The following is a 14,066-nucleotide window of genomic DNA, read 5'->3' on the forward strand; positions in this document are numbered from 1 at the left end:
CCTCAGGCTTATACTTTGAAAGACTCCAGCAACCCTTCGCTGGTGGAGGACATCAACCGTCTATCACCCACACCTAAAAAGGGACACTTTGATGAGTTGCGAGGGGAATCAGAGTCGCTACTGCCCCAATGGCAAACTTTTTTTGAATCTCTTGGCCCCTCTGGGTTAAGCGATCTTGATCAACGTACTCAAGAACTCAACAGGCAGATTCGGGATAACGGCATTACGTATAACGTCTATGCCGACGAGTTTGGTCCGCAGCGCCCTTGGTCAGTAGATTTATTCCCGCTCCTCATTAGCCCCGATTCTTGGCAAAAAATTCAGTCTGGAGTTTTGCAGCGAGCGCGTTTACTCGAAGCCATTATGGCGGATGTGTATGGGCAGCAAAATTTGTTGAAGGAAGGATGGATTCCTCCAGCATTAATTCATGGACATCCTGGTTACTTGCGCTCCATGCATGGTGTCGAGCTGAAGAATAGAAAATATCTTCACATCATGGCTTTTGATTTAGCCAGAGCACCCGATGGATCATGGTCAGTACTGTCGCAACGCACCCAAGCACCTTCTGGTCTGGGGTATCTTTTGGAAAATCGCAATCTGATTGCAAGGCAATTTCCCAAAGCATATGAGCTCATGCAGATTGCCCCACTAGCAAATGCCTATAGAGACTTAATCGATGCATTGAAGCTTGAAAGTCCGGCAGGTGCTAATGCCCATATTGCCCTCCTTACCCCGGGACCTTATAACGAGACCTACTTTGAGCACGCCTATCTCGCTCGTTATCTTGGCCTAACTTTGGTTGAGGGTGGTGACTTAACCGTACGCGACCAACATTTGTTTTTGAAAACGGTACGCGGTTTAGAGCCTGTACATATTTTGCTCAAGCGTTTGGATGATGAGTTTTTAGATCCATTAGAACTGCGCTCTGATTCGACTCTAGGCGTCCCCGGTCTATTGCAAGCGATACGCGCTGGTAATGTTGTACTGGCAAATGCTCCTGGCTCAGCTTTCCTAGAATCCCCCGCTCTACTGGGATTCTTGCCGTCGATTAGCGAGAGACTTTTAAATGAAAAAGTGCAGCTTCCAGCAATGGATACCTGGTGGTGTGGTGAACGCGCTGCACTTGAGGCTGCCATTCCGAATTTAGGGCATAGCGCCATTAAGCCGACGTTTCCGAATGGCACAGGTCATCAAAGTTACGAATCCGCTTTAGGCTGCGATCTAAATCAGGCTCAGTTAGATGAATGGGTGGGCCGCATTACTAGGCAACCCGATGAGCACACTGTACAAACCTACATTCCATTGGCACAAATGCCAACCTGGTTAAATGCCTTTAACCTCAATGATGCGTCTTTGATTGAGCCCCACTCATATATGTTACGAGTCTTTGCCCTGAGTGATGGTTCTAATAGCTGGCAAGTATTACCAGGTGGACTTGCCCGTATCGCCAGCACTGATTCAGGTATTGCTTCTATGCAACGGGGCGGTAGTAGTGCAGATGTATGGGTTCAAAGCCCACAGCCCTCCCAAGAGCAAGAACAACAACCACAGCACCCGATTCAAACCACTGAAAAAGTAATGCGTAAGCGCTTGGTTACCAGCCGCGCTGCCGAGAATCTCTATTGGTTTGGGCGCTATACCGAGCGCAGTGAAAATATTCTGCGCTTAGCCAAGCTTTATCTTGAAAATATTAATAGCGAATACACCCCTTCCCGTTCATTGTGGTCTTGGCTAGAAAACCTATGTCACTACTACGGACTTGTGCCTGAAGGGGTACCAAGTAACTTTGATCAGAGTGATATGCGTCACCGAATTTTTGAGCGCACTTTAATTAACTCTCTCAATGCCAGCGACAGCGTCACCAGCGTGGGCTATAACCTGAATGCCATGAAGCGCACGGCCTCTAATGTTAGAGAGCGTCTGTCGCCCGAACAATGGAGCACTATCAATCATTGCATTGAGCAATTTCAAGCTGATTGCCATAAAGCCAATACCTTTAATGATTTTTCTGCCTCGCTCGCTATCGACGCTTTAAATGGTGCGAGTAGCTGCTTAGCGGCGATCACCGGCGCTCAAACTGACCGTATGACACGTGATGATGGCTGGCAACTACTTTCCATTGGAAGACATATTGAGAGGCTGGCCTTTCTGACAAACGCATTAGATTCAGCCATCGTTTCTGGCTTACTTAATAATCCAAATGCAGACAGCTCAGGTTATACCGCTCTACTCAATTTATTTGACAGCACGATCACCTTTCATGCACAGCACCAACAAAGTCGCGAGATAGCCCCTTTAATCAGCTTGCTGGTAATGGATGATGAAAATCCACGTTCCCTGGCATGGGTTAGCAAAGCGCTCCGCGCCAGACTCTCCAAACTTGCGGGCACCGAGCGAAATAACCCGGATGAGCTAACCCGTAGTGTCATTAATTTACTAGATTACGACCTATACACCTTATCGACTGCCGATGGGTTTGGTAATCTCTCCAACCTAAGAAATTGTTTGAGCAATTGCTCGCAATCCGCTTGGAATGTTTCAGATGCAATTAGCGCACGCTATTTCAATCTGATTCACTCTAATGAATACAGTATCCAAATGTAATGCGCCAATTATGTTGCTAGAAATTACCCACGATACGCGCTACGCTTATGATCCTGATGTTGAGATTGCCCAGCATTTTGCTCACCTCAAACCAGCAGATCTAGAAACACAACGGGTATTAAAGTCAGAAGTTCAGGTGAGCCCGAGGCCTTCTTGGAGCGAAGAAAATCGAGATAGCCATGGAAATGTGTGCACCTTCTTTTCTTTGCAGAATAGGCACAGCGAATTACTCATCACAGCCAAATCACTGATCGAGACTAAAGCTACCGAATATGGCCCTAAGCCCCAGGAAACCGCACCCTGGGAGCTGGTACGCGAATACTTCCGGTATCACTCCAATACTCAATGGGATGCTGCCTCAGAATTTCTATTTACATCTCCATTCATTACTTTGAGACCAGAGTTCGCAGAATTTGCGAGGGCTAATTTCACGGCTGGTAGGCCTATATTAGATGCGGCAATTGATTTGATGAAACGCATCTATAGTGAATTTCATTACGTTAGTAAAAGTACCGATATCAACACCCCTGCACTAGAGGCGCTAAATAAGCGTGAAGGTGTTTGCCAGGACTTTGCACATATTTTGATTGCGTCGCTCCGCAGTATCGGCATTCCAGCAAAATATATGAGCGGCTATATTCTGACGAACCCTGCGCCTGGTCAAGCAAGACTGATTGGCGGCGATGCTTCGCATGCTTGGGTCTCAGTTTATGTTCCCAGCATGGATGAAAACGGTATTTTAGGTAAGGGCATTTGGTGTGATCTAGACCCAACTAATAATCGCTGGGGCTACGGAACTCCTGGTGAAGATTATGTTCACTTGGCCCAGGGAAGAGATTACTCCGATGTCTCCCCTATCCGTGGCGTCATTCATGGCGGAGCAGACCATACGCTTGATGTAGCTGTAACGGTAATGCCTATCATTCCCTAAGGATCGATAAAACCATTAGGCTTCTGTACTTATACAAAAAAATAAGCTGCTATTTTTTTAACTTAGCTAATGCCATAGCCATGGCGTTATTAATAGGTGCAGCCGACCTTCTATCTTCCTGTGGTTTTCTGTTTTCTGTTGACCTAGGGCGATTGGTGGCTCTTTGCTCAGTTTTGGCTCCTGCCTTAGCACTCTCCTTTGGGGCTTCATCACTCAAGCGCATCGTTAATGCAATACGCTTACGCTTTTCGTCCACCTCTAGCACTTTGACTTTCACAACCTGCCCCGCTTTAACAACACTATGCGGATCTTTTACGAAGGTATTAGATAAAGCAGAGATATGCACCAAACCATCTTGATGTACACCAATATCCACAAAGGCACCAAAGGCGGCAACGTTAGTCACTACGCCTTCTAAAATCATATCCGTTTTGAGATCGCTAATTTTTTCGACACCATCTTTAAAAGTTGCAGTAGTAAATTCCGGACGTGGATCTCGACCAGGCTTTTCTAATTCTTTAAGAATGTCAGTCACGGTGGGTACACCAAACTGACCATCAGCATACTTTTCTGGTGAAAGTGACTTCAGCAAGCTAGCATCACCAATCACTTCTTTCACACCTTTCTTAATATCCTTCAGTATCTTTTCTACCAAAGGATAAGATTCAGGATGAACTGCAGAAGCATCTAATGGATCATCACCATTCATGATGCGCAAGAATCCAGCAGCTTGCTCATACGTTTTATCGCCGAGTCGCGGAACACTCTTTAGATCAACTCTTGATTTAAATGCACCCTTGCTATCGCGATAGGCCACTATTCCCTCAGCCACTGTTGAGCTTAAACCGGAAACCCTTGCTAGCAATGGGGCTGAAGCAGTGTTCACATCAACACCGACAGCATTCACGCAATCCTCAACTACTGCGACTAATGATTTAGCCAACTGAGTTTGCATGACGTCGTGCTGGTACTGACCTACGCCAATTGATTTAGGATCAATCTTCACTAACTCAGCCAAGGGATCTTGCAGTCGACGTGCAATCGATACCGCACCACGGAGCGATACATCCATACCTGGTAATTCTTTTGAGGCGTATTCAGATGCAGAGTAAACAGAGGCACCCGCTTCAGAAACAACAATCTTGGTGAGTTTGAGTTCTGGCTTAGCCTTAATCAGTTCTTGGGCTAATTTATCAGTCTCGCGAGATGCAGTACCGTTACCAATCGAGATTAAGGTGGCATTGTGCTTCTCAGCTAATTTAGCCAAGACATCCAATGAACCAGCCCAATCATTTTTTGGTTGATGCGGGTAAATTACTTCGGTGTCCACTACTTTTCCAGTAGCATCCACTACGGCCACTTTCACACCAGTGCGCATGCCGGGGTCAAGGCCGATAGTGACTCTTGGGCCAGCAGGCGCTGCCAGCAAGAGGGCTTTAAGGTTGCGAGCAAATACATTAATCGCTTCAGTTTCTGAGCGCTCACGTAGTGCTGTCATTAGCTCTGACTCTAAATGCAGTGAGCACTTAATGCGCCAAGTCCAGCGAACCGTATCGGCTAACCAAGCATCGGCGGGTCGCCCCTCGTTTTTGATCTTGAAATGATTGGCGATCCGGTTTTCACAAGGATTGTGAGGAGAATCCCATTTTGGCTTTTCTTCTTCAGAATCTAGGCGCAGGTTGACCATTAACATCTGTTCCCGACGACCTCTAAATAAAGCTAGGGCACGATGCGATGGAATGGCTTTAATCGGCTCAGAGTAATCAAAGTAATCAGCGAACTTCTCTCCCTCTTGCTCTTTACCAGAAATCACTTTGGCTTCGACTACACCATGATCTTGCAAGTACTCTCTAAGAGATTGCACCAATGCTGCATCTTCTGCAAAGCGCTCCATCAAAATTTGACGTGCGCCTTCAAGCGCAGTCTTGGTATCCGCAACGCCAGGATTATCTGTTCCATCGACCTGAAACGCATCCTTCAGATACTTTGCAGCCTCTGTTTCAGGATCGAGCTTGGGGTTATTGAGCAGATCATTTGCCAAGGGCTCTAAGCCAGCCTCTAAAGCAATTTGCGCCTTAGTCCTTCTCTTAGGTTTATACGGCAGGTAAAGATCCTCTAAGCGAGTCTTATCCTCTGCCAACATAATGGCTTTCAGCAACTCTGGCGTCATCTTGCCCTGCTCCTCAATGGAAGCAACGATTGTTTTGCGGCGATCCTCTAGTTCACGAAGATAGCTAAGACGTTCTTCCAATAAACGTAACTGCGTATCATCCAAGCCACCGGTAGCTTCTTTACGATAACGAGCGATAAATGGTACGGTAGCGCCCTCATCCATCAGAGCTATAGCAGCAGCTACTTGAGCCGGTTTAGCAGCAAGTTCTTGGGCAAGGCGTTGTTCAATTGATGGCAGCATGTATATCTAGTTTTATTTATTTAACTTATAAATGATTAATTTATAGTTTTGATTTCAATGAAGAACAAAAGCCACCCGGAGGTGACTTTTGTTGTGAAGCTGGAAAAGAGCTTACTCGCGGGATGCTTTCTTACGATCATGCTCTTTCAAGTGGCGCTTACGGATACGAACGCTTTTCGGCGTTACTTCAACCAACTCATCATCACTAATGAATTCAACCGCATATTCCAAGGTCAAATCAATTGGTGTTACCAAGCGAACTGCTTCGTCAGTTCCAGAAGAGCGAACGTTGGTTAATTGCTTACCCTTAATTGGGTTAACAACCAAGTCATTGTCTCGACTATGGATACCAATAACCATTCCCTCGTATACAGGATCACCATGACTAACAAACATACGACCACGATCTTGTAACTTCCAAATAGCGTAGGCAACTGCTTCACCATCATCTTGACTGATCAATACGCCATTATGGCGTTCACCCAAGATGCCATCTTTCGCTGGAGCATAAGAATCAAATGTGTGACTCATCAAACCATTGCCGCGAGTCATGGTCATGAAGTCACCTTGGAAGCCGATCAGACCACGTGCAGGAATGCGGTACTCAAGACGGGTGCGGCCTTTGCCATCACTCACCATATCTTGCAACTCACCCTTACGCTTACCCAAATCTTCCATCACAGAACCTTGAGTGGCATCTTCAACGTCCACCGTTAAGTTCTCATACGGCTCCATTTTGACGCCATTCTCTTCATGAAAGACAACGCGTGGACGGGAAACTGCCATTTCATAGCCTTCACGACGCATGGTCTCTACCAAGATAGTGAGATGCAACTCGCCGCGACCTGATACTTCAAATACGGTGTCATCATCAGTCTCTTTTACACGCAGAGCCATATTAGCCTTTAATTCGCGGTCTAAACGCTCACGAATTTGACGGCTAGTTACAAACTTACCTTCACGACCAGCTAATGGACTAGTGTTCACCATAAAGTTCATGGTCAAGGTCGGCTCATCAATCTTGAGCATTGGCAATGGATCTGGCTTATCAACCGCACATACTGTTGTGCCAATGGCCAAATCTTCAATACCATTGATGAGGGCGATATCACCAGCAACTGCCTCGTCAACGATTTCTCGCTCGAGACCTTTAAATTTCAATACTTGGTTGATACGGCCTTTGAATGGCGTGCCATCAGGACCGTTCATGCAGACCACTTCCATGCCTGACTTCACGCGGCCGCGACTAATACGACCAACACCGATCTTGCCAACATAGCTGTTGTAGTCAATTGAAGAAATCTGGAATTGCAATGGGCCTTCTGCGTCGTCGTCACGCACAGGAACGTGCTTCAGAACAGCATCAAACAAGGGGCGCATAGTACCTTCACGCACATCTTCTGACTCTCCCGCATAACCATTCAAGCCTGATGCATAGATCACTGGGAAATCTAACTGCTCTTCAGTTGCACCAAGTTTGTCAAACAATTCAAAAGTTGCATTGATCACGTAGTCGCAACGTGCGCCTGGACGGTCAACCTTATTAATCACAACGATTGGCTTCAAACCTAATGCCAAGGCTTTCTTGGTAACGAAGCGGGTCTGCGGCATTGGACCTTCAACCGCATCAACCAAGAGCAATACACCATCAACCATCGAGAGAACGCGCTCAACTTCACCACCGAAGTCCGCGTGCCCTGGGGTATCAACGATATTAATATGTGTACCGTCATATTCCACTGCACAGTTCTTGGACAAAATAGTAATGCCACGCTCTTTTTCCAAGTCGTTTGAGTCCATGACGCGTTCGGTCATTTTTTCATTTGAACGGAATGTGCCAGATTGGCGCAAGAGTTGGTCAACCAAGGTAGTTTTTCCGTGGTCAACGTGGGCGATGATGGCGATGTTACGAAGTGCGCGTTTAGTCATGTGAAGCTTCTTGAGTTAAAGATAAGTAAAAGGGTTATAAATAAAAATTAATTAATGAGCCTGAGAAATTAAGCGCTTTGGATGCAACACACCAGAACGCCAATCAGCAGTACCAATAAAGTTATGAGGAGCAGCAGTCGCGCGATAAATGCGAACCAATGCTTCAATGGAAGGTAAGTTCAGAGGTACACGCTGCCCCATCTCAAGACGTTTAGCTTGTTGCTCATCCACGGTTAAGTGCGGCAATGTTTGCAGCAAGGCATCCACAGGCAATATGTAGTTAGCGCTATTTTGCAAGCCGCTTTGAATTGATTCAAGCGTAAACGACTGCTCAAGATTCAGATGTCCTACTTCGGTGCGACGCAAACCCACTAAATGGGCGCCACAACCTAAAGCATTTCCAATGTCTTCAGCCAATACGCGAATATAGGTTCCTTTGCTGCAGCTGACTTCTAACGTAGCTTCTGGCCAAGCAATTTCAGTCCAACGAATGGAGTGAATTGTAATATCTCGTGGAGTGCGCTCTAACTCGACACCTGCACGCGCATATTCATATAAAGGTTTGCCATCACGCTTGAGTGCGGAATACATTGGCGGCACTTGAGATATTGGCCCCGTAAATTTTGGAAGTAAAGCATCTAATGCAGCTTTGATTTCAACTACGCTTGAAAATGCAGGTAAAGGTAATTCTTCAATGGTCAGACCTTCTGCATCACCAGTATCGGTACGCGAGCCAAACTTCACTCTTGCGATGTAGGTCTTATCAGCCTCAAGCAGGTCTTGTGAATATTTAGTTGCCTCACCTAAGCAGATAGGCAATAGGCCAGTCGCCATTGGATCCAATGTACCGGTATGGCCGGCCTTGTCAGCATTAAAGGCGCGCTTGACTGCAGTAACGGCACCCTGTGAACTCATTCCAGCAGGTTTATCTAGCAGCACTACGCCGTCGATCCGTATTGACATGAATTATTTAGTCTCATCTCTATGGTCGCTGCTGCGATCACTATCAACGGCCTGATCGATCAATCGAGACATTTCTATGCCATGCTCTACTGAGCTGTCATAGTGAAAATGTAAGGTAGGAACCGTGTGAATATGCAAACGCTTAAACAAGAGTGAGTGCAAATACCCGGCTTTTTCTTGAAGCGCTTTTAAAGCATGCTCAGGCTCAGCACCCAAAACCGTAAAGAACACTTTGGCATGGGCCAGATCCGGTGTGAGCTCAATACTTTGTAAAGTAATCAAGCCTAAACTCGGACTGCGCAATTCACGCGGAATAAGTTCGGCCAGGTCTCGCTGAATTTGATCGGCGAGACGCTGGTTACGATGCGGGCTAGTTTTATGCATATTGCTTAGAGTGAACGTGCAACTTCAGTAACTTCAAATACCTCAAGCTGGTCACCTTCTTTAATGTCGTTATAGCCTTTTAATGACAGGCCGCACTCGACACCAGCTCGAACTTCTTTAGCATCATCTTTGAAGCGCTTGAGAGAGTCCAGTTCGCCAGTCCAAACAACAACGTTGTCACGCAAGAGACGAACACTAGATGTGCGCTTGATAATTCCATCAACCACCAAGCAACCCGCAATCGCACCCACCTTAGATACCAGGAAGACTTGACGAATCTCAACGAGACCAGTAATTTCTTCTTTCTTATCTGGAGTCAACATGCCGCTCAATGCCAATTTCACTTCATCCACTGCGTCATAAATAATGTTGTGATAACGAATATCCACACCATTGTTTTCAGCTAACTTACGAGCAGCGGCATCCGCACGGGAATTAAATCCAAAAATAACCGCTTTAGAAGCAACTGCCAAGTTGACGTCGGTTTCAGTAATGCCGCCAACGCCTGCGTGAACAATTTGTACCTTCACCTCTGGTGTAGAAAGCTTCATCAAAGACTGTGCCAAAGCTTCTTGAGAACCTTGTACGTCAGCCTTAATAATCAACGGTAACAACTTAGCTTCAACAGCGCCTTCTTCCATGTTTTCCATCATGGTTTCAAGCTTGAATGCCTGCTGTTTCGCTAACTTCACATCACGGAACTTGCCTTGACGGAACAATGCGATTTCGCGAGCTTTACGCTCATCAGGAACTACCTGTACTGACTCGCCAGCTGCAGGAACATCGGCTAAACCTTGAATTTCTACTGGGATAGATGGGCCGGCTTCGTTACATGGCTTGCCGTTTTCATCCAACATAGCGCGTACGCGTCCGTAAGTTGAGCCCGCCAACAACATATCTCCACGTTTGAGTGTGCCTGATTGAACCAATACAGTTGCTACAGGACCCTTACCCTTATCCAAACGCGCTTCAATGACTAAACCTTGAGCTGGCGCGTCTTTAGGTGCCTTCAATTCCAAGATTTCAGCTTGCAAGAGTACGTTCTCTAGCAAGGCATCAATGCCCTCACCAGTTTTTGCGGATACGGGAATAAATGGCACATCGCCACCATATTCCTCAGGAACCACTTGCTCTGCAACCAACTCAGTTTTGACGCGCTCAGAATTGGCTTCTGGCTTATCAATCTTGTTAATTGCCACAACAATTGGAACGCCACCTGCAAGCGCATGGTGAATCGCTTCTTTTGTTTGCGGCATTACGCCGTCATCTGCCGCAACAACCAAGATCACAATGTCCGTTGCCTTAGCACCGCGAGCACGCATTGCCGTAAAGGCTTCGTGACCCGGAGTATCTAAGAAGGTAATCATGCCGCGTGGAGTTTCCACATGGTATGCACCAATGTGCTGAGTAATGCCGCCAGCCTCGCCGGTAGCTACTTTAGCTGCACGAATCTTATCGAGCAAAGAAGTTTTACCGTGGTCAACGTGGCCCATTACTGTAACGACCGGAGGACGTGGCAATAACTCTGCATCATGACCAGCAGTACCAAGGTCCAAATCTGGATCATCTAATTTTGCAGCATGAGCTGTATGGCCCATTTCTTCTACGAGAATCATTGCGGTATCTTGATCAAGCACTTGATTGATGGTGACCATCTGGCCCATACCCATCAGCAACTTAATCACTTCAGCACTCTTCACTGCCATTGCATGAGCTAACTCAGCAACAGTTATAGTTTCTGGTACGTGAACATCACGCACTATAGCTTCTGTAGGCACTTGGAAGTTGGTATCTACGTTCGCTTCAGCAATTTGACGCTGCTTCTTACGTCCACCGCCTGAGCGCCAACCGCCAACACCACCAGAAGAATCTCCGCGTGTCTTTAGGCCACCAGGTTTCTTAGCGCCTTCTTCTTGCCAAGTGGATGATGTCTCAGAAGATTTAATAGTCTTGCCACCAACTTTGGCAACAGCCTTCTTCTTATCGTCAGCACCTTCAACTTTTGCAGGTTTGTGCAAAGTACCTTTTTTCGCCTCTTCAGAAGCAATTTCACTTGGTGCTTTGAGAACACGCGCAGGAGTGCTCATCATGTCGCGAATCGCTAAAGCTTCAGCTTCAGCCGCAGCACGACGAACACGAATATCTGCTAACTCTTTTTCTTTACTAGCTGCTAAATCTTTAGCTGCTTTATCTGCTGCTGCCTTTTTCTCTGCAGCAGCTGCGGCTGCAGCAGGCGCTGCATCTGCAGGCACTTCTTCTTTAGCAATTACCGGGGCTGCAACTTCTTTTTGACGCGCTTCTTCAGCGGCCTTCATTTCTGCTTCTTGACGAGCCAATAACTCAGCCTGGCGTGTTGCTTCAGCTGCGCGTTTCTCTAATTCCTCTTCAGAAATTATGGGTTTAGATGGTGCCACTTGAGCAACTGGTTTAACTACTGGAGCCGGAGCCTCTTCAGGCGCCTTATCACCGGCCTTTACAAGTACACGCTTTTTACGAACTTCAACCTGTACGGTGCGAGTACGTCCAGCAGAATCCGCTTGACGAATTTCTGAGCTCTCACGTTTGATTAAAGTAATCTTTTTGCGAGCGCCCGCATCAGCACTGCCATGAGCTTTTTGTAAATGCTCAAGCAGGACAGTTTTGTCCTTTTCGGTAATGCTATCGTCCTCAGAACCTTTTTCGATACCGGCCGCCTTCAACTGCTCCAAGAGGTCTGGCGCGGTACGTTTTAATTCTTTAGCGAGTACTTTTACTGTTGTTGCCATGCACTACTTCCTCTCATGAAGTAAACCAATGTTCGCGCGCTTTCATGATGAGCGTTTTCGCAGTTTCTTCGTCAATTTGTGTCGCCTCAACTAGCTCATCAACAGCTAATTCAGCAAGGTCGTCACGGGTATGTACTTGATTGTCAGCAAGTTTAGCAATCAGCTCTGTAGTCATTCCTTCTAGGGAACGCAAGTCTTGTGACACTTCGCCGATACGCTCTTCTTTTGCCAACTCCATAGTTAACAAAGAATCACGAGCGCGGGTACGCAACTCATTCACAGTATCTTCATCAAATGAATCAATCTCTAACATTTCAGAGAGTGGTACGTAGGCCACTTCTTCTAATGTGTTGAAACCTTCTTCAATCAAAATATCAGCCACTTCTTGGTCTACGTCTAACTTGTCCATAAACAATTGACGTACAGAAGAAGCTTCTTTTTCTGTTTTCTCAGCAGACTCTTCAGGAGTCATGATGTTGATCTGCCAACCAGTCAAATCACTCGCCAAACGAACGTTCTGTCCACTACGGCCAATCGCGATTGCTAAATTTTCTTCATCAACCACCACATCCATTGCATGACGCTCTTCATCAACCACGATTGATGAAACCTGAGCTGGAGCCAAAGCACCAATCACAAATTGGGCTGGATCTTCAGACCACAATACGATATCTACTGCTTCACCAGCAACTTCATTGCGAACCGCGGTAACACGGGTGCCACGTACGCCAACGCAAGTGCCAATTGGATCGATGCGCTTGTCATAAGTAATGACTGCAATTTTTGCGCGGATACCAGGATCACGGGCAGCGCCTTTAATCTCCAATAAACCCTGCTCCATCTCAGGAACTTCATTCTCAAATAACTTAATCAAGAAATCTGGGCAAGTACGAGAAAGCTCAATCTGAGGGCCACGTGCTTCACGATCCACCTTAAGGATGTATGCGCGAACACGATCGCCAGAACGTAAGTTCTCTTTCGGAATCATTTGATCGCGGCGGAGCAATGCTTCAACACGACCAGACTCAATAATCAGGCCATTCTTGTCTGCCCGTTTGACGGTACCGGTCATGACTTTTTCGCCACGCTCAAGGTAGTCGTTCAAAATCTGTTCGCGTTCAGCGTCACGAATGCGTTGCAAGATCACTTGCTTAGCAGCTTGTGCACCGATACGACCAAACGCTAAAGATTCGATTTGCTCTTCGATGTAGTCACCAACTTCCATGTCGGCGAGTTGCTCTTGGGCTTCAAATTGCAGAATCTCTTTGTCCGGCTCTTGCAAACCAGCTTCATTGGGCACAACCAACCAGCGACGGAAGGTTTCGTATTCACCAGTTTCACGATCAATCGCAACGCGGATATCCACATCTTCTGTAGCGTAACGCTTCTTAGTCGCAGAGGCCAAAGCCATCTCCAACGCTTCGAATACGATAGCTTGATCAACGTTCTTTTCACGCGCTAACGCGTCTGCCAACATGAGAACTTCTCGGCTCATGACTTTCTTCCTTTGAAATCAATAACAGGGACCAACCGAGTCTTATCGACCTCGGCTAAAGAGAACTCCAATTGAGAGGGCTGACCATCAGCACCCTCAAATACCAAACCAAACTTTGCATCTGGTGAATTCAATTCACCACTCAGCAAACCTTGCAACTCACCACGAAAATTCTTGCGACCGCCAACTGCCACGCGCAATTTCAAATCCACTTGCATTCCAGCAAAGCGCTCATAATCAGCGGCACTTTTCACTGGACGATCCAATCCTGGAGATGAAATCTCTAAACGCTCATATGGAATGTTTTCAACTGGCAAGGTGTAACTCAACTGATGACTCACCTTCTCGCAATCCAAAACAGATATCAAGCGTTCGTAATCTGGGTTTTCAATCGTGACGCGCAGCAATCCTCCGGCTTCACGCTCTATCTCCACTAGCGTGTAACCCAAGTTTTCCAGCTCTGCAGAAATAACCTGCTGATCCTTCACGACACCCCTTCATACCAAAATGGCAAAAAAAAATGGGCTTCAAAGCCCATATTCTCGAAATTCAGAACAGGCCGACTTACGTTGATCGCAACAT

The 14,066-nt window shown here is 46.6% G+C and carries 9 protein-coding genes; 2 read left to right on the top strand and 7 right to left on the bottom strand.

What is annotated here, in order from left to right:
- The first annotated feature begins 15 nt into the window (after window positions 1–15).
- Together ICN44_RS00785 and ICN44_RS00790 are read left to right on the top strand one after the other, a co-directional pair.
- Complete coding sequence (locus ICN44_RS00785; RefSeq protein ID WP_216860432.1) at window positions 16–2,604, top strand: circularly permuted type 2 ATP-grasp protein; 2,589 nt, start codon at window positions 16–18, stop codon at window positions 2,602–2,604.
- Window positions 2,582–3,535: a transglutaminase family protein gene (locus tag ICN44_RS00790; protein ID WP_255537310.1), complete on the top strand. Its 954-nt coding sequence runs from the start codon at window positions 2,582–2,584 to the stop codon at window positions 3,533–3,535. The genes ICN44_RS00785 and ICN44_RS00790 overlap by 23 nt, the downstream gene beginning before the upstream one ends.
- Before the next feature lie 49 nt (window positions 3,536–3,584).
- Here the strand turns inward: ICN44_RS00790 and ICN44_RS00795 are convergent, their stop codons facing one another.
- From ICN44_RS00795 to rimP, 7 genes are all read right to left on the bottom strand, one after another.
- The gene (locus tag ICN44_RS00795; protein WP_216262072.1) at window positions 3,585–5,948 is read right to left on the bottom strand and encodes a Tex family protein; all 2,364 of its coding nucleotides are present in this window, start codon (window positions 5,946–5,948) and stop codon (window positions 3,585–3,587) included.
- Window positions 5,949–6,059: 111 nt separating this feature from the next.
- The gene (gene typA / locus ICN44_RS00800) at window positions 6,060–7,877 is read right to left on the bottom strand and encodes a translational GTPase TypA (protein ID WP_072583488.1); all 1,818 of its coding nucleotides are present in this window, start codon (window positions 7,875–7,877) and stop codon (window positions 6,060–6,062) included.
- 51 nt (window positions 7,878–7,928) lie between these two features.
- Window positions 7,929–8,840 (bottom strand): tRNA pseudouridine(55) synthase TruB, encoded by a 912-nt coding sequence (gene truB / locus ICN44_RS00805; RefSeq protein ID WP_216262074.1) that lies wholly within the window; start codon window positions 8,838–8,840, stop codon window positions 7,929–7,931.
- 3 nt (window positions 8,841–8,843) lie between these two features.
- Complete coding sequence (gene rbfA, locus ICN44_RS00810; RefSeq protein ID WP_216262076.1) at window positions 8,844–9,224, bottom strand: 30S ribosome-binding factor RbfA; 381 nt, start codon at window positions 9,222–9,224, stop codon at window positions 8,844–8,846.
- 5 nt (window positions 9,225–9,229) lie between these two features.
- Window positions 9,230–11,989, bottom strand: coding sequence for a translation initiation factor IF-2 (gene infB / locus ICN44_RS00815; protein ID WP_216262078.1), 2,760 nt, complete (start codon window positions 11,987–11,989; stop codon window positions 9,230–9,232).
- A 13-nt stretch (window positions 11,990–12,002) separates the two neighbouring features.
- Complete coding sequence (nusA, locus tag ICN44_RS00820; protein ID WP_215320118.1) at window positions 12,003–13,484, bottom strand: transcription termination factor NusA; 1,482 nt, start codon at window positions 13,482–13,484, stop codon at window positions 12,003–12,005.
- Window positions 13,481–13,972: a ribosome maturation factor RimP gene (rimP, locus tag ICN44_RS00825; RefSeq protein ID WP_072583483.1), complete on the bottom strand. Its 492-nt coding sequence runs from the start codon at window positions 13,970–13,972 to the stop codon at window positions 13,481–13,483. The genes nusA and rimP overlap by 4 nt, the downstream gene beginning before the upstream one ends.
- Window positions 13,973–14,066 lie beyond the last annotated feature (94 nt).

The sequence above is a fragment of the Polynucleobacter sp. JS-Fieb-80-E5 genome (assembly GCF_018882015.1).
Lineage (GTDB): Bacteria > Pseudomonadota > Gammaproteobacteria > Burkholderiales > Burkholderiaceae > Polynucleobacter.

Bases quoted from the DNA above. Each gene is read 5' to 3' on its own strand.
- ICN44_RS00790 (WP_255537310.1), top strand. From the start codon at position 2,582: ATGAATACAGTATCCAAATGTAATGCGCCAATTATGTTGCTAGAAATT.
- ICN44_RS00795 (WP_216262072.1), bottom strand. From the start codon at position 5,948: ATGCTGCCATCAATTGAACAACGCCTTGCCCAAGAACTTGCTGCTAAA.
- typA (WP_072583488.1), bottom strand. From the start codon at position 7,877: ATGACTAAACGCGCACTTCGTAACATCGCCATCATCGCCCACGTTGAC.
- truB (WP_216262074.1), bottom strand. From the start codon at position 8,840: ATGTCAATACGGATCGACGGCGTAGTGCTGCTAGATAAACCTGCTGGA.
- rbfA (WP_216262076.1), bottom strand. From the start codon at position 9,224: ATGCATAAAACTAGCCCGCATCGTAACCAGCGTCTCGCCGATCAAATT.
- infB (WP_216262078.1), bottom strand. From the start codon at position 11,989: ATGGCAACAACAGTAAAAGTACTCGCTAAAGAATTAAAACGTACCGCG.
- nusA (WP_215320118.1), bottom strand. From the start codon at position 13,484: ATGAGCCGAGAAGTTCTCATGTTGGCAGACGCGTTAGCGCGTGAAAAG.